Genomic DNA, 16,248 nt, shown 5'->3' with positions numbered 1-16,248 from the left:
CGCCGCGCATTCCAGTTTCCTCTGCTGAATCGACTTCAGGTAAATTACCCACCCAATACCCCCATCATTCCCCATTTCGCCCCGGAGCCGCCTTCGATGCAGGACCATCCTCGCCCGCTCGACCTGTCCGGCCTTGCGCCCAGCCTGTACGCGCAGGGCACCGAGGAGGGCATCCTGTCCCGCCTGATGGAGCGGATCGTGCCGACCAACCGTTTCTGCGTCGACATCGGCGCGAGCGACGGCCTGCGCAACAGCAATACCGCGCGATTGCTGCGCGAACAGGATTGGGCCGGCGTACTGGTGGAAGGCAGCGCATACCGGTTCGGCAAGCTCGCCGCCCACTACGCGGGTGTGGAGCGCGTGCGCCTGCATCACGATCGCGTCCAACCCGATACGGTCGATCAATTGCTCGCCGATGCGAACGTACCGACCGACTTCGACCTGCTGTCGATCGACATCGACGGCAACGACTACTGGGTGTGGCGCGGCCTGCAGGCGTTCCAGCCGCGCATCGTCGTGATCGAATACAACCCGTACTACACGCCGCCCGAGCGCTGGGTCATGTGCTTCAATCCGGACCACGAATGGGACGGTTCGACCTATTACGGCGCGAGCCTCGAATCGCTCGTGCACCTCGGCCGCCGGAAAGGCTATGAGCTCGTCTGCTGCGACGACATGGGCAACAACGCGTTCTTCGTGCGACATGACCTGTACCCGCTGCTCGGCATCGCGAACAACGCTCCGTCGGTGTTGTTCCGGCCGGCGATGTACAAGCTGCGATACGTCGGACACAACACGTTCCTGACCGGTCACCCGTATCGGCACGGGCCGGCCGAGCACATCTGAATGGATGCGCTCGCCGTCACCTTCGACGAGATTCGCGACGCCTACGGGTTCGGTCGCGGCGGGCCGCCGACGCAGGTCAGCGAACGGGTATGGCATTTGCCGACCAACAGCGGCGCGGGCGTGGCGGTCAAGCTCTATGCGCTTGAACACCATGCGCGCGCGCTCAAGGAAACCGCCGTCCTCACGCATCTCGAAACGCACGGCGATACCCGTTTCCATGTGCAGACGCTGAAGCGCACGACGTCCGGCGAATCGCTTTGGTCGGGACAAAATTCCCATGCGATGCTGACGCGCTGGGAAGCCGGGCAATTCAAGACCTACGATACGTTCTCGCCAGCCGAATGGGATGCGCTCGGTGCGAGCCTGGCCGCGTTGCACGTGAGCCTCGAACGACTGCATCTGCCGTCGCTCGATACGATCGGCGCGCGGCTGACCTCGATCGATGCGGATGCGGTACGCCGCAATTTGCTGGACGCACTCGATCGAGCCGATGCGAACGCCGCTGCCTCCGCGAACCTGCGCCGCTACGTCGATCTCGCGCTGCGCCTGCTCGACCGCTACTATCCCGGCAGCGTCGATGCGTTTCCGGCCGACGATCCGCAGCATCCGATCCACAACGACTACAACCAGTTCAACTATCTGTTCACGGGCACGCTGCCGCCGTTGATCGTCGACTGGGAAGCGTCGATCGGCGCGCCGCGCGAATACGAACTGGTGCGCTGCCTGAATCATTTGCCGCTGGAAGCGCCGCACCTCGCGCAAGCATTCGTACGCGCGTACCGACGCGTGCGGCCGGTGAACCCGGCGCACATCGCATGGGCGGTCGATGCCGCATGCGTGCAGCACGCGCTCAAGCTGTGGATCGTGCAGGGCTGGCTCGACGATCCGTCGCGCTTCGCGTCGCACCTGAACGGCGCGGTGACGATGGCGTCCGCGATGGCGGACGCGCGTGGCCTTCTGATAGATTTCTTTTCCCGTTGCGTGGAAACAGGAAGCTGATGTGAGTGCGAACCCGAACAAGATTCCGAATCCGCCGCAAGCCGGCGAGCGGCAGCACGTGTTTCCGCCGCCGCTGGATCGCGATTACCGCGTCGAGGACGGGCGCGTCCAGACGCGCTCGCTGGAAGCGCATATCGTCGATCACTGCAATCTGACCTGCGCGGAATGCTGCTCGCTGTCACCGCTGTTGCCGGAGTGGTACGCGAGCCCCGAATCGATCGAAGCCGATTTGCGCAAGGCCGCGAAGGTGCTCCGCCCGCGCATGTTCAAGCTGGTCGGCGGCGAACCGTTGCTGCATCCGGCGCTCGTCGAGCTCGTCGAACGCGTGCGCGGCACCGGCATCGCGCCCGTGATCTCGGTCACGACGAACGGCCTGAAGCTCGGCGAGATGCCCGACGCGTTCTGGCAGGCAGTGGATGCGCTGACGATCTCGCGCTATCCGAAACCCGCGCTTTCCGCCGACCTGATCGCGCATGTCGAGCGTCAGGCCGCGCGCTTCGACGTGCGGCTGAACTGGAAGGTGCAGGACGTGTTCACGACGATGAACCGCGCGCAGCCCGGCACGGATCGCGACGAAGCCCGGCGCCTGTATCACGATTGCTGGATTCGCGAGCGCTGCCATATGATTCGCGACGGCATGTTCTACACGTGCACGCGGCCCGCGCATTTCCATACGCTGTACAAGGGCGAGAAGGATTTCCAGGCCGACGGCCTGGCGCTGCGCGACGACGCGGGCATGCTCGACGCGATGCTTGCCTATCTGCAACGCGAGACGCCGCTCGAAGCGTGCCTGCATTGCCAGGGCGGCAGCGCACCGGTGGCGCCGCATCGCGTCCTCAAACGCATTGAAGTGGACACCTTGAAGGCTCGTTATCCATGATCGTCGGCACGCGCGACCCGTTCGGTTTCGATCGTCTGCACTACCATCCGCGCAGTGGCGTGTCGGCGTCCGGCATCCGCGCCGTATTGCGGGCGGCGGGGCAACCGGCCGGCGCGCCGGATACGGCTGCCATCGCGGGCTACCTGAGCGGCGAGCGCCTCGTCGGCCGCACCGTGCTGCGCGACGTGCGCGCGGTGCCGCCCGGCCACGCCCTGATCCGGTCGCCGCAAGGGCTGACGGCGCAGCCGGCGCCCGAGCGGCCGCAGCCTGCCGATCTCGACACCGTGCTGCGCGCGTCGCTGCAACGTGTGCTCGACAGCGGCAAGCGGGTTGCGCTGGCGCTGAGCGGCGGGCTCGATTCGGCGCTGCTGCTCGCGTTGCTGCGCGAACTGGGCGCGCTGCGGCACGTGACGGCCTACATCCTCGCGACCGACATGCCCGATTACTGCGAACGCGACGCGGCGCTCGAACTCGCCGCGCAGATGCAGGCGAGCGTGAAGATCGTGCGCGCGAACGAGGCCGATTTCATCGCGGCGCTGCCGAGAACGACGTATGCGGTCGAGGAGCCGATGTTCAACCTGCATCCGGTCGCGAAACTGCTGCTGGCCGACGCGATGGCGGCGGACGGCGTCGAGGTGGCGATTACCGGTGACGGCGCGGATCAGGTGTTGCGCCGCGACCGGTCGGCCAACTATCTGCCGCTGTGCCACGCGTTGTTCGACGAGGCGTCGGTCGACCTGCATCCGCCGTTCGTCGACGCCGCCGTCGTCGCGCATCTGACGAGCCTCGCGCCCGACCCGGACAAGCGGTGCCTGCGCGAGCTCGGTGCGCGCCTGAACCTGCCGGAGCGTCTCGTGCGCGGCCCGAAGCGCGGGCGCCTCGCGCCGGCGATGGATCTCGCGACGCTGCTCGATCGCGACCGCACGCATGCGCTGGCCGATACGTTCGGCGTTGGCGCCCCCGCTTTGCAGACGGATACCGAACGCGTGCTGTGGACGACGCTGACACTGTTCCTCGATCATCTCGATCGTCTTCACCCCGATGTCGCGCATCGCCCAGCCTGAGCCGCTCATGAAACGCATCCTGTTCTGCGTGGTGCCCGAGAAGGGCCACGTCAATCCGTGCATCGGCCCGGCCCAGCAGTTGCGCGCCGCCGGCTGCGACGTCGCGTTCTATGCGCCGGCCGACATCAGCGCACAGCTCGACGGCGCCGGCGACTTCGCGTTCGTCGGGCCGCGCGAGACGCCCGAGCGCCACGACCTGTCGCGCGGCGCGAGCTTCGCCGCGAACATTCGCGACGCCGATTGGCTGCGGCACTGGATCCGGACGCTGCTGATCGACCTCGCGCCCGCGCAGGTGGACGGTATCCGCGCGGTGCTGCGCGAATGGCGGCCCGACGTGGTCGTGATCGACCCGCTGCTGTATGCGGCGGCGATTGCGGCCGAGCTGGAAGGGCTGCCGTGGGTGTCGATGTCGAATTCGCTGAATCCGGTGCTGCCGGACGATCTCGATTCGGAGTTGCTGCGCACGGTGCGCTGGCTCGAACCGGAACGCACGCGCCTGTTCGCGCGCTACGGCCTCGACGCACGCTTTCGCGGTTGCGACGTGCTGTCGCCTCACCTGACGCTCGCATTCACGACCGACGCGCTGGTCGGCACGCCGCCGCCCGGTGTCGAACTGGTCGGCCCTGCCATGCCGTCGGGCCCGCGCGGCGACGAGACGGCATTTCCGTGGGAACGCGTCGACACGGATCGTCCGCTCGTCTACATGTCGCTCGGCAGCCAGCTTTACTACCACCCGGAGGTGTTCGCGAAGGTGATCGACGCGACGCGCGCGACGTCGGCGCAACTGGTGCTGTCGGTCGGCGAACTGGTCGATTCGGATCGGCTGCCGGCCGGCGACGAACGCGTGATCGCGGTGCGTTACGCGCCGCAACTGGCGCTGCTGCGGCGCACGCACGCGTTCGTCAGCCACGGCGGCGCGAATTCGGTGATGGAGTCGCTCGCGTGCGGCGTGCCGATGCTGCTGTCGCCGTTCTGCAACGACCAGTTCCATTCGGCGCACTTCGTCGAGCGGGCCGGCGCGGGCTGCGTGCTCGATCTGCAGCAGGCCGGCGTCGCGGCCGTTACCGATGCGCTCGAACGTCTGTTGCGTGCCGGATCGTTGCGTGAGCAGGCGGCGCGAATCCGCGACAGCTATGCCGCGCACGACGGCTCCGCGCAAGCCGCCCGCCTGATCAGCGCACTCGCTTCAGGAAGCCGCCTGGCGACAGCGTCATGAGGACGCGGTCCTCGATGTCGTGATCGATGTCGAACCGGTCGTCGCGGGCGAGAAATTCGCGTGCGGCCGTGGCCGGGTTGTTGCCGCGGCCGTACGGCTTGCCGTCGAACATCGACTCCGGCAGGTACTCCATGATGGTGTCCATCACGATCGCGTAGCTGCCGGGCGTTACGAACGGCGCATAGCATTCGAGTTCGCGCAGCACGTGCGCGTGCGTATGCGCGAGATCGAGGATCGCCATCACGCGCGCGCCGTCGTGAATCTGCGCCCGCACCGAGGCGAGCGTGTCGGCCGCGCACGATTCGCCTTCGATCAGCACCATGCGATGGGCGAGCTGGTGCGATTGCAGGCGCTGGCGGACTTCGTCGCGCAGGCGCGGCTCGATCGCGATGACGCGGCCGGGGTTGCCGGCCAGTTCCAGCATCGACGCGGTGAACACCACGCCGCCGCCCGCCGCGATGCCGGTCTGGACGATGCAGTCGGGGCGCTCGCGCCAGATCAGTTCCTGCAGCGCGAGCATGTCGCCGGGCAGATGGAAGAAGCGCTCGCCGAGCCAGCGGGTCTGGAACAGATGGCCGAATTCGGCGGCGCGGGTCAGCCATTCGATGTTGATGTCCCGCATGCGGGCCGAAGGACGCTCTGACATGGTCGATGCAACGAGTAGGAGTGACGTGAAAACGCTGGAGCCGTGGCTACACCAGTACTGGAACATCGGGCCGGCGCGCCTGCACGCGCTGGCGTCGGGCCATACTAACAAAACCTATCTCATCGAGTGCGATGCGGCGCGCACGGTGCTGCGCGTGTCGTGGTCCGGCAAGCCGGTCGGACAGATGCGGCGCGAGGCGTCGATACTCGGTCAGCTTGGCGAGGCGCGCGCCGCGTCGCGGCTGCCCGCGCTGCCGCGGCTACGGCCGACCGCCGATGCAGGAACCGGCGTGCGGATGCCGGACGGACGCTGGCTGCATCTGTTCGAGCATATCGACGGCCGCCCCGGCTTGCCGGACGACGCGCACGCAGGGGCGACCGACGCAATGCGCACGCTCGCGCATCTGCATATGGCGCTGGCCGCGATACCCGCCAGCGAAGCGGCGCCGCTCGCATGGCTGTCCGCACGTCATGCACGGGTGGCGGCGCGCGCGATGCCGTCGCTGCCGGCCGACTTGCACGACGACTACGACACGGTGATCCGGCGGATCGGCGCGCATCTCGACGCGGCGGCGTCGTGGCTCGCGGGGCCGGTGCATTGGCTGCACGGCGACTATCACGCGGGCAACCTGCTGTATGTCGGCAACGCGGTGAACGGCGTGCTCGATTTCGACGATGTGGGGCAGGGCGCGCAATGGCTCGAGGCGGCCTTTGCGTCGTTCGCGCTGTCGCGCGATGCGGGCCGGGACGACAGCTTCGTGTTCGACCGCGGGCGATGGACGGCCTGCCTGCACGTTTATGCCGCGACGCGGCCGGATGCGGCGCCCGATTGGCTGCGCGACAACCGCGACACGCTGACGGCGCTGTTCTGCGCGGACCAGACGCTGATCCATCTCGAAGCCGCGCAGCGCGGCCTGTGGATGCCGGGGCCCGGCATCGGATTCCTCGGTGGCTGGCGCCGGTTGCTGGACGGGGCGGCGCCCGCGGGCTAGCCGATCGTCGCGTCAGCGCTGCCGGTTCAGGAACAGCCGCACGGCTTCGACCGTGTTGGGGCGCGCGTCGCCGTGCCGCGATCCGTCGTGCAGACAGAACAGCACGTCGCGATGCTGCGCCATGCACGCGTCGACATGCGCGCACATCGCGTCGAGCAGCGCCTGCGGCGATGGCGCCGGCCGTTGCCAGTCGTTCAGTATCGCGGTCCAGCCCGTGTGTTCGCGTCGCAGGCGTGCGAGCACGTCGGCGCGATCGTCGTGCGGCATCAACCCGTACGGCAGCCGCAGCGGGATCGCATCCGGTGCGGCAAGGCCGGCGCCGCGATAGACGTCGCGAATCAGCGCATCGGTCGTGTCGATTTCGTCGATCAAGGCGGCGTCCGCGAGCGCGCCCGGCTTCGCATGCGAATAGGTGTGATTGCCGAGCCGGTGGCCTTCGCGCGCGATTCGCGTCGCGACGTCGTGCGCGAAGGCCAGGTGCTTGCCGAGCACGAAGAAGGTCGCCGAGCACGACGCATCGCGCAGCACGTCGAGCAGCGCGGGCGTCGACGGGCCGGGGCCGTCGTCGAAACTGAGGTGAATGGATGTCATGGGTCGCCCGGGTCGGTTACCGAACCGGCTCGATGGCCAGCGGACACGTGCCGACCGGACGCAGCCGGGTGCCGGTCCATTCGTAGAAGAACCGGGCCGTTTTCGCCGGCACGGCTCAATCGGCCAGCCGCTTGTCGGCGAGCGCCTTGCAGCAGTCTTCGTACACCCACTGCACGAGTTTGGCCCGATAGTCGAGATCGTCGGTATCGACGATTTCCTCGACCGCGTCGCGTGCCCACGACGCGTCCACGAACCCCGCATGCCGTTTCGCGATGTCCTGCGCGAGCGCCGCGAGCCGGGCGACCGAGAGCCAGTCGGCCTGGCGGTGATGGCGGTCGAGCCAGCGGTGCGCGGCCTGGACCTGGAACGCGGCGTCCGGCCAGGATTCGTTCAGGTAAAACGCGCCGAGGTTGCCGCAGGTGAGCCAGCAAAGCAGCTCCAGGCGGTCTTGCGAGCCGAGGGTATGGGATGCGTCGGACATGGCAGCGCTCACGAAGTGCGTCGATTCCGGGCGGCGCCGGCCGCGACGGGCCGATGCCGATAGTAAAAACATAGCACGATGCGGGCCCGGCCGCGCACCCGGGCGGATGCTGACGCGGCGGCGGCCCGACGAACGCCGCGCCGGCCATGCGCGTCACCCGGCGGAGCATTCGGCGCGAGGGTGCGCCGCCCTTTCGGATGGCTGTCATTCGTCACACCAGCCGCCGAAACGCTCGCTAGAATGTCGGCTTCCCTGGAGGCGGAAAGCGATGAAAATCTACGACCAGTTCTACATCGACGGCGCATGGCGCAAACCGGCCGGCACCGGCACGATCGACGTGATCGATTCGGGCACCGAAGCCGTGATCGGCCGGATTCCCGAGGGCGTCGCGTCCGACGCACAGGACGCGATCCGCGCGGCGCGCGCGGCCTTCGACGCGTGGGCGGCCACGCCGGCCGCGACGCGCGCGGGCTACCTGCGCAAGATCGTCGAGCATCTGCAGGCGCGCAGCGAGGAACTCGCGCAGTCGATCACCGGGGAAGTCGGCATGCCGATCAAGCTGTCGCGCGCGATCCAGGTCGGCGGCCCGGTCTAGAACTGGAAGGCGTACGCGAAGCTCGCCGAATCGTTCGAATTCGAGGCGCGGGTCGGCAATTCGCTGGTGGTGCGCGAGCCGGTCGGCGTCGTCGCGGCGATCACGCCGTGGAACTACCCGCTCAACCAGATCACGCTGAAGGTCGCGCCGGCGCTCGCGGCCGGCTGCACGGTGGTGCTCAAGCCGTCGGAAGTCGCGCCGCTCAACGCGTTCATGCTGGCCGAAGCGATCCACGAGGCTGGGCTGCCGGCCGGCGTGTTCAACCTCGTGTGCGGGTATGGCCCGGTCGTCGGCGAGGTGCTGGCCACCGATCCGGACGTCGACATGGTGTCGTTCACCGGCTCGACGCGCGCGGGCAAGCGCGTGGCCGAGCTGGCGGCCGCGGGCGTCAAGCGCGTCGCGCTGGAGCTGGGCGGCAAGTCGGCGTCGGTGATCCTCGACGATGCCGATTTCGCGACGGCGGTGAAGGGCACGGTCAACGCGTGCTACCTGAACGCGGGCCAGACCTGCTCCGCGCATACGCGGATGCTGGTGCCGGAAGCCCGCTACGAGGAAGCGCGCGAGATCGCGAAGGCCGCGGCCGAGACGTACGTCGCGGGCGACCCGCGGCAGGAGACGACGCGCCTCGGCGCGCTGGCGTCGGCCGCGCAGCAGCAGCGCGTGCAGGCTTACATCCAGCGCGGGATCGACGAAGGCGCGGAACTCGTGACGGGTGGCACCGGCTTGCCGGCAGGGCTCACGAAGGGCTTCTTCGTGAAGCCGACCGTGTTCGGCCGCGTCGATCCGAAGGCGACGATCGCGCAGGAAGAGATCTTCGGGCCGGTGCTGTCGATCATCACGTATCGCGACGAAGACGAGGCCGTGCGGATCGCGAACGACTCGCCATACGGGCTCGGGGGCGCGGTGTGGGCCGGCAGCGACGCACGCGCGATGCGCGTCGCGCGCCGCATCCGCACGGGGCAGGTCGACATCAACGGCGGCGCGTGGAACGGCGCCGCGCCGTTCGGCGGCTTCAAGCAGTCGGGGCACGGCCGCGAGAACGGCGTGTACGGGCTCGAGGAATACCTCGAATACAAGTCGATGCAGCTGAAGCCGGCGAAGCCGGCCTGAGCGTTTCGTCCCGCCTGACCGCGCAACGGCACGCTCGCGTGCCGTTTTTTTATTGACGGCCGTCAAGGTGCGCGGCGGTGGATCGTCGATCATCGCGATTTCGATGTTCCGACGAGGTTTCAGATGACCGTACGCACTTCCTTTCCGCCGCTGACGATCCGCGGCCGCACCTTGCTGCCCGTCGTGCAGGGCGGCATGGGCGTCGGTATCTCCGCGCACCGGCTGGCGGGCAGCGTCGCGCGCGAAGGCGCGGTCGGCACGATCGCGAGCATCGACCTGCGCCACCATCATGCGGATCTGCTCGCGCGTTGCCGCGCGCAACCCGATCGCGCGACGCTCGAAGCGGCGAACCTCGACGCGCTCGCGCGCGAGATCCGTCTCGCGAAAACGTACAGCGAAGGGCGCGGGATGATCGCGGTCAACGTGATGAAGGCGGTGAGCGCGCATGCGGACTACGTGCGGGTCGCGTGCGACGAGGGCGCGGACGCGATCGTGATGGGCGCGGGCCTGCCGCTCGATCTGCCCGATCTCACGCAAGGGCACGACATCGCGCTGATCCCGATCCTGTCGGACAGCCGCGGGATCGCGCTGGTGCTCAAGAAGTGGATGAAGAAGGGGCGCCTGCCCGATGCGATCGTGATCGAGCATCCGGCGCACGCGGGCGGGCACCTCGGCGTGACGCAGATCGACGACATGCACGACGGTCGTTTCGATTTCGCGCGCGTGCTCGACGAGACCGCGCAGGTGATGGCGTCGCTCGGCCTCGCCCGCGACACGATCCCGTTGATCGTCGCGGGCGGGATCAACAGTCACGACACGGTGCGCGCGGCGTTCGCGGCCGGCGCGAACGGCGTGCAGGTCGGGACGCCGTTCGCGGTGACCGAAGAAGGCGATGCGCATCCGCACTTCAAGCGCGTGCTCGCCGATGCGACGCCCGACGACATCGTCGAATTCGTCAGCGTGACGGGGCTGCCGGCACGCGCGGTGAAGACGCCGTGGCTCGATCGTTACCTGCGCAACGAGACGCGCATTCGCAACAAGCTCGGCGCGTTCAAGCAGCGTTGCCCGACCGCGCTCGAATGCCTGAGCGTATGCGGGCTGCGCGACGGCATCGAGAAATTCGGCCACTTCTGCATCGACACGCGGCTCGCGGCCGCGCTGCGCGGCGACGTCGCGAACGGGTTGTTCTTCCGCGGCCGCGAAGCGTTGCCGTTCGGCCGCGCGATCCGCAGCGTGCGCGATCTGCTCGACCTGCTGCTGACGGGCAGTGCGACCGAGCCTGCGGCAAACCGTCCCACGTTTACGCTGGCTTGACCAATATCAAGATGACGAAAAGACCCTACAGGGAGAATGGAAACCATTCTTTGGGGGTCCGTACCATGCATAAAACGATTCGAACTTGTGTCACCGCAGCCGCCGTCGCGGCCAGCTTCGTCGCGATGCCGTCGCTGTCGCACGCGGCGTCGCCGGGCGACGGCATCAACCAGGGTGACGTACTGGTCCGGCTTCGCGCGATCAGCATCCAGCCGAACGAACGCGCGAGCGACACGCTCGGCGCGATCAACACGGGCGTGAACAACGCGATCGTGCCCGAACTCGACTTCACGTACATGATCCGCGACTACCTCGGCGTCGAGCTGATCCTCGGCACGTCGCGGCATCAACTGACGTCGAGCCTCGGCAATCTCGGCGGCGTGGGCGTGCTGCCGCCGACGCTCTTGCTGCAGTATCACTTCAACCATGCGGGCAAGGTGCGTCCTTACTTCGGCGCCGGGTTGAACTACACGTACTTCTACAACAACGGGCTCAACGTCGGCGGGGAGGGCGTGTCGATCAACAAGAGCAGCTTCGGCCCCGCGCTGCAGTTCGGCGTGGACGTGCAGTTGACGAAGAAGGTGTTCATGAACGTCGACGTGAAGAAGATCTGGATGAGCACCGATGCGACGCTCGGCGACAAGGGCATCGGCACGCTGCACATCGATCCGCTGATCGTCGGCGTGGGCGTCGGGATGAAATTCTAGGCGCGACGAAACAAGAACAGAGTTGGGGTTGGCGGCATGGCGGTCGGCATGCCGCTCTTTTTTTGTGCGGCGGATTTACAGCTTGTCGTACTGGAAACGCATCGCGGTGCCTTCGCGCGTGATGCGCTCCCACACCGCGCGCTTTTCGTCGTCGCTCAGGAACACCCAGTTCGACACTTCGGCGGCCGTGCGGCCGCAGCCCTTGCAGACTTCGTCGAAGAGCGTCGAGCACACGCCGATGCAGGGGCTGTCGGGGAGGTCGTGAAGATTGGAGGCCATCGGAAGGGTTTGCGCAGTTGAATCGTCAGCCGCCATTTTAATGCATCGCGGCGCCCCGGCCGGCCGCCGGGGCCGGGCGCCGCCGCCCGCCATCCGAACGCCGCGTCGCCGCTGCCCGTTTTTCCCGGTGGACAGCCGCCGATTACCCGATAGAATTCCCCCGGAACGCGCCGCCGCACGGGCGGCTCGACCGAGCGGCGGCGGGAATCTGTTCCGTTTGCGCGACACCGGCACGATTTTTTTGTGACGGGGCGCGAATGATGGTAGTTTTCGGGGTTTTCGAGGGGCGGCACACCAGAATGCGCCGCCATGACGAGGCAGACGGCAGCCGGGCAACGCGTCCGGCCGAAGGGAGAACGGGATGAAAGCAAAGGTAGTGGGCCGGTTCGCAGCGCTCGCGCTGTGCGTGGGGGCTTCGGCGGCAGCGGCGAAGGATACGCAGCTCAATGTCTATAACTGGTCGGACTACATTGCGAAGGACACGATCCCGAACTTCGAGAAGCAGACGGGCGTCAAGGTTCGCTACGACAACTACGACAGCGACGACACGCTGCAGGCGAAGCTGCTGACGGGCAGCTCGGGCTACGACATCGTCGTGCCGACCAGCAACTACGCGGGCAAGCAGATCGCCGCCGGCATCTTCGCGCCGCTCGACAAGTCGAAGCTGCCGAACCTCAAGTACCTCGATCCGCAACTGATGGCGCTCGTCGCCGGCGCGGACCCGGGCAACAAATACTCGGTGCCCTGGGCATACGGCACCACCGGCCTCGCGTACAACCTGACGAAGGCGCAGCAGGCGCTCGGCAAGGTGCCGCTCGACAACTGGGACATCCTGTTCAAGCCGGAAAACCTCGCGAAGCTGAAGACCTGCGGCGTGTCGGTGCTCGACGCGCCCGACCAGATGTTCGCGGCGGCGCTGCACTACATCGGCAAGGATCCGATGAGCACGAACCCGGCCGACTACAAGGCCGCGATGGAGGTGCTGAAGAAGATCCGTCCGTACATCACGCAATTCAACTCGTCGGGCTACATCAACGACCTGGTCGGCGGCGACATCTGCTTCGCGTTCGGCTGGTCGGGCGACGTCGTGATCGCGAAGCATCGCGCGATCGAGGCGAAGAAGCCGTACAAGATCGAGTACTACATTCCGAAGGGCGGCGCGCCCGTGTGGTTCGACGTGATGGCGATCCCGAAGGATGCGAAGAACAAGGAAGCCGCGCTGCAATGGATCAACTACATCGAGGATCCGAAGGTGCACGCGGCGATCACGAACGCGGTGTACTACCCGAGCGCCAACACCGAGGCACGCAAGTACGTGCGGCCCGACGTCGCGAACGACCCGGCCGTGTACCCGCCGGCCGACGTCGTGAAGACGCTGTTCCTGCTCAAGCCGCTGCCGCCTGAAATCCAGCGTCTGCAGACGCGTCTGTGGACCGAGCTGAAGTCGGGCCGCTGACGCGAGCCGAAGTGAACCCGTAGTCATGAAGCCCCTGGTGCCCCCGGGGGCTTTGTTCGTCTAACGCAGGAGAGAAGCAGCACATCATGAATAGCCAGTCGGGTGCGCCGGTCGCAGGCGCGCCGTTCTCCGTTTCCTCCTCCGGCGCCGATGCGCGCGCCGAGAACTTTGTCCAGATCGTCGACGTCGTCAAGAAATTCGGCGACACCGAGGCCGTGCGCAGCGTCAACCTGACCGTGCGCCAGGGCGAGCTGTTCGCGCTGCTCGGCAGCTCGGGCTGCGGCAAGTCGACGTTGCTGCGGATGCTCGCGGGCCTCGAGACGGTCACGTCGGGCAAGATCCTGATCGATGGCGAGGATCTCGCGCAGATGCCGCCGTACAAGCGGCCCGTGAACATGATGTTCCAGTCGTATGCGCTGTTTCCGCACATGTCGGTCGAGTCGAACGTCGCGTTCGGGCTGAAGCAGGAAGGCACGCCGAAGGCCGAACTGAAGGCGCGCGTCGCGTCCGCGCTCGAACTCGTGCAGATGGGCAAGTACGCGAAGCGCAAGCCGCACCAGTTGTCGGGCGGCCAGCAGCAGCGCGTCGCGCTCGCGCGTTCGCTGGTCAAGCGCCCGAAGCTGCTGCTGCTCGACGAGCCGATGTCCGCGCTCGACAAGCAGATTCGCCAGCGTACGCAGATCGAGCTCGTCAACATCCTGAACAAGGTCGGCGTCACCTGCATCATGGTCACGCACGACCAGGAAGAGGCGATGACGATGGCGAACCGTCTCGCGGTGATGAGCGAAGGCCAGATCGTGCAGATCGGCTCGCCGAACGAGGTGTACGAATACCCGAACAGCCGCTTCTCGGCCGAGTTCATCGGTTCGACGAACCTGTTCGACGGCGTGACGGTCGAGGACGAACCCGATCACGTGTACATCGAATCGCCGGAACTGCCGAGCCGGCTGTACGTGAGCCACGGGATCTCGGGCCCGCTCGGGATGCCGGTCACGGTGTCGGTGCGCCCCGAGCGGATCGCGCTCACGCGCAAGCCGCCCGAAGGCGCGTTCAACTGGGCGCGCGGCCGGATCAGCAACGTCGCGTACATGGGCGGCTATTCGCTGTATCACGTGAAGCTCGACGGGGGCAAGACGGTGATCGCGAACGTGTCGAGCCTCGCGATTTCCGAACTTGACACGCCCGCGCTCGCCGACGAGATCTACGTGCGCTGGAGCGCGACCGCCGGCGTGGTGCTGACGTCATGAACGCGTTCAAGTCCCTGCTGGAGTGGCCGGTGCGGCGCTTCAACCTGACGGGCGCCACGGCGGTCGTGGCCGGGCCGTTCACGTGGCTCGTGCTGTTCTTCCTCGTGCCGTTCGTGCTGGTCGTGAAGATCAGCTTCGCGGAGCTGCAGCTCGGCATCCCGCCGTATACGGAGCTCGCGTCGTACACCGACGGCGTCGTGCACATCGCGTTGAACCTGTCGCACTACGCGTTCCTGTTCACGGACAGCCTGTATTTCGCGACCTACGTGAACTCGGTGTGGGTCGCCGCGATCACGACGCTGCTGTGCCTGCTGCTCGGCTATCCGATGGCGTACTACATCGCGCGCTCGAACCCGGCCACCCGCAACCTGCTGATGATGGGCGTGATGCTGCCGTTCTGGACGTCGTTCCTGATCCGTGTATACGCGTGGATCGGGATCCTGAAGAACAACGGGCTTCTGAACAACTTCCTGATGTGGATCGGGCTCACCCATACGCCGATCGAGCTGTACCGCACGAACTACGCGGTATACATCGGGATGGTGTATTCGTACCTGCCGTTCCTCGTGATGCCGCTCTACGCGCACCTCGTGAAGATGGACCTGCGCCTGCTCGAAGCCGCGTACGACCTCGGCGCGAAGCCGTGGAAGGCGTTCGTGCGGATCACGCTGCCGCTGTCGAAGAACGGGATCATCGCGGGCTGTCTGCTGGTGTTCATCCCGGCGGTCGGCGAGTACGTGATTCCGGAGCTGCTCGGCGGCGCGAATACGCTGATGATCGGCCGCGTGATGTGGAACGAGTTCTTCAACAACGCGGACTGGCCGATGGCGTCTGCCGTGACCTGCGCGATGGTGCTGCTGCTGCTCGTGCCGATGGCGATGTTCCAGCACTTCCAGGCGAAGGAACAGGGAGGCCGTCGATGAAGCCGAATCGTTACCTGCAGTTCGCGGCGCTGTTCGTCGGCTTTGCGTTCCTGTACATCCCGATCATCAGCCTGATCGTCTATTCGTTCAACGAGTCGAAGCTCGTCACCGTGTGGTCGGGCTTTTCGTTCCGCTGGTATACGGCGCTCGTGGAGGACGACGAACTGCTGACGGCCGCGTGGCTGTCGCTGAAGATCGGCGTGCTGACCGCGTTCGCGTCGGTGTTCATCGGCACGTGGGCCGGCTTCGTGCTCGCGCGGATGGGCCGCTTTCGCGGCTTCGCGCTGTTCAGCGGGATGATCAATGCGCCGCTCGTGATCCCCGAGGTGATCCAGGGGATCTCGCTGCTGCTGCTGTTCATCGAGCTCGCGAAGTGGATCGGCTGGCCGGCTGAGCGCGGCGTGTTCACGATCTGGCTCGGCCACGTGATGCTGTGCATCTCGTACGTCGCGATCATCGTGCAGTCGCGCGTGCGCGAGCTGAATCCGTCGCTGGAAGAAGCGGCGCTCGATCTCGGCGCGACGCCGCTGAAGGTGTTCTTCACGATCACGCTGCCGCTGATCTCGCAGGCGCTGGTCGCGGGCTGGCTGCTGTCGTTCACGCTGTCGATCGACGACCTCGTGCTGTCGGCGTTCCTGTCGGGCCCCGGCTCGACGACGCTGCCGCTCGTCGTGTTCTCGCGCGTGCGCCTCGGGCTGAACCCGGAGATGAACGCGCTCGCGACGCTGTTCATCATCGCGGTGACGGCCGGCGTCGTGATCGCGAACTTCGTGATGCTGCGTCAGGAGCGCAAGCGGATGGCGGGGTTCGCGGCCTGATACGCCGGTTGCGGCCGTCATGAAAAACGCCCGGTGCCGACGACGAGTCGGGCCGGGCGTTTTGTTTTGATGGCGCGTGTCCTCG

16 protein-coding genes and 1 pseudogene are annotated in these 16,248 nt (G+C 66.8%); 13 read left to right on the top strand and 4 right to left on the bottom strand.

Translation table 11 applies throughout. The annotated features are described in order from the left end of the window. Positions 1–96: 96 nt before the first annotated feature. The 5 genes from CFB89_RS08870 to CFB89_RS08850 are packed head-to-tail and all read left to right on the top strand — an operon-like array spanning position 97 to position 5,005. Positions 97–846, top strand: coding sequence for an FkbM family methyltransferase (locus tag CFB89_RS08870; RefSeq protein WP_089467543.1), 750 nt, complete (start codon positions 97–99; stop codon positions 844–846). After that, a complete protein-coding gene (locus tag CFB89_RS08865; protein ID WP_089467542.1) occupies positions 847–1,845 on the top strand; it encodes a phosphotransferase enzyme family protein in 999 nt (332 codons plus the stop codon). A 1-nt stretch (position 1,846) separates the two neighbouring features. Next, positions 1,847–2,725, top strand: coding sequence for a 4Fe-4S cluster-binding domain-containing protein (locus CFB89_RS08860; RefSeq protein ID WP_089467541.1), 879 nt, complete (start codon positions 1,847–1,849; stop codon positions 2,723–2,725). Next, positions 2,722–3,789: an asparagine synthase-related protein gene (locus tag CFB89_RS08855; RefSeq protein WP_089467540.1), complete on the top strand. Its 1,068-nt coding sequence runs from the start codon at positions 2,722–2,724 to the stop codon at positions 3,787–3,789. Before CFB89_RS08860 ends, CFB89_RS08855 begins: the two co-directional genes overlap by 4 nt. A gap of 7 nt (positions 3,790–3,796) precedes the next feature. Then, the gene (locus CFB89_RS08850; RefSeq protein ID WP_089467966.1) at positions 3,797–5,005 is read left to right on the top strand and encodes a glycosyltransferase; all 1,209 of its coding nucleotides are present in this window, start codon (positions 3,797–3,799) and stop codon (positions 5,003–5,005) included. Here CFB89_RS08850 and CFB89_RS08845 read toward each other — a convergent pair. Continuing rightward, positions 4,962–5,651, bottom strand: coding sequence for a cephalosporin hydroxylase family protein (locus CFB89_RS08845; RefSeq protein ID WP_089467539.1), 690 nt, complete (start codon positions 5,649–5,651; stop codon positions 4,962–4,964). The two genes, CFB89_RS08850 and CFB89_RS08845, sit on opposite strands and share 44 nt — an antisense overlap. A 25-nt stretch (positions 5,652–5,676) precedes the next feature. Here CFB89_RS08845 and CFB89_RS08840 point away from each other — a divergent pair, with 25 nt between their 5' ends. Beyond that, a complete protein-coding gene (locus CFB89_RS08840; RefSeq protein WP_089467538.1) occupies positions 5,677–6,642 on the top strand; it encodes a phosphotransferase in 966 nt (321 codons plus the stop codon). 12 nt (positions 6,643–6,654) lie between these two features. Here the strand turns inward: CFB89_RS08840 and CFB89_RS08835 are convergent, their stop codons facing one another. Both CFB89_RS08835 and CFB89_RS08830 read right to left on the bottom strand, forming a co-directional pair. Next, positions 6,655–7,233, bottom strand: coding sequence for a polysaccharide deacetylase family protein (locus tag CFB89_RS08835; protein WP_089467537.1), 579 nt, complete (start codon positions 7,231–7,233; stop codon positions 6,655–6,657). Between the two features lie 115 nt (positions 7,234–7,348). Then, on the bottom strand, positions 7,349–7,714 hold the full coding sequence (locus CFB89_RS08830) for a hypothetical protein (RefSeq protein WP_006488152.1): 366 nt from the start codon (positions 7,712–7,714) through the stop codon (positions 7,349–7,351). 268 nt (positions 7,715–7,982) lie between these two features. On the opposite strand from CFB89_RS08830, the pseudogene CFB89_RS08825 reads away from it, so the two are divergent. From CFB89_RS08825 to CFB89_RS08815, 3 genes and pseudogenes are all read left to right on the top strand, one after another. Then, positions 7,983–9,419 (top strand): annotated as a pseudogene (locus CFB89_RS08825) (aldehyde dehydrogenase family protein). 123 nt (positions 9,420–9,542) lie between these two features. Then, positions 9,543–10,733, top strand: a complete 1,191-nt coding sequence (locus CFB89_RS08820; protein WP_089467536.1) for a nitronate monooxygenase family protein — start codon at positions 9,543–9,545, stop codon at positions 10,731–10,733. A 65-nt stretch (positions 10,734–10,798) separates the two neighbouring features. After that, the gene (locus CFB89_RS08815; RefSeq protein WP_089467535.1) at positions 10,799–11,440 is read left to right on the top strand and encodes an OmpW family protein; all 642 of its coding nucleotides are present in this window, start codon (positions 10,799–10,801) and stop codon (positions 11,438–11,440) included. Between the two features lie 75 nt (positions 11,441–11,515). Here CFB89_RS08815 and CFB89_RS08810 read toward each other — a convergent pair whose 3' ends face one another. After that, the gene (locus CFB89_RS08810) at positions 11,516–11,719 is read right to left on the bottom strand and encodes a DUF1289 domain-containing protein (RefSeq protein ID WP_006493160.1); all 204 of its coding nucleotides are present in this window, start codon (positions 11,717–11,719) and stop codon (positions 11,516–11,518) included. Positions 11,720–12,080: 361 nt separating this feature from the next. On the opposite strand from CFB89_RS08810, the gene CFB89_RS08805 reads away from it, so the two are divergent. From CFB89_RS08805 to CFB89_RS08790, 4 genes are all read left to right on the top strand, one after another. After that, positions 12,081–13,175, top strand: a complete 1,095-nt coding sequence (locus CFB89_RS08805; protein WP_089467534.1) for a polyamine ABC transporter substrate-binding protein — start codon at positions 12,081–12,083, stop codon at positions 13,173–13,175. Positions 13,176–13,261: 86 nt separating this feature from the next. Beyond that, a complete protein-coding gene (locus CFB89_RS08800) occupies positions 13,262–14,422 on the top strand; it encodes an ABC transporter ATP-binding protein (RefSeq protein WP_069620801.1) in 1,161 nt (386 codons plus the stop codon). Then, positions 14,419–15,345 (top strand): ABC transporter permease subunit, encoded by a 927-nt coding sequence (locus CFB89_RS08795; RefSeq protein WP_089467533.1) that lies wholly within the window; start codon positions 14,419–14,421, stop codon positions 15,343–15,345. The genes CFB89_RS08800 and CFB89_RS08795 overlap by 4 nt, the downstream gene beginning before the upstream one ends. Further along, positions 15,342–16,163 (top strand): ABC transporter permease subunit, encoded by an 822-nt coding sequence (locus CFB89_RS08790; RefSeq protein WP_089467532.1) that lies wholly within the window; start codon positions 15,342–15,344, stop codon positions 16,161–16,163. The genes CFB89_RS08795 and CFB89_RS08790 overlap by 4 nt, the downstream gene beginning before the upstream one ends. The last annotated feature ends 85 nt before the right edge of the window (positions 16,164–16,248 follow it).

The sequence above is a fragment of the Burkholderia sp. AU16741 genome (assembly GCF_002223345.1).
GTDB classification, from domain to species: domain Bacteria; phylum Pseudomonadota; class Gammaproteobacteria; order Burkholderiales; family Burkholderiaceae; genus Burkholderia; species Burkholderia sola.
This window is presented reverse-complemented; position numbering and strand designations above follow the sequence as displayed.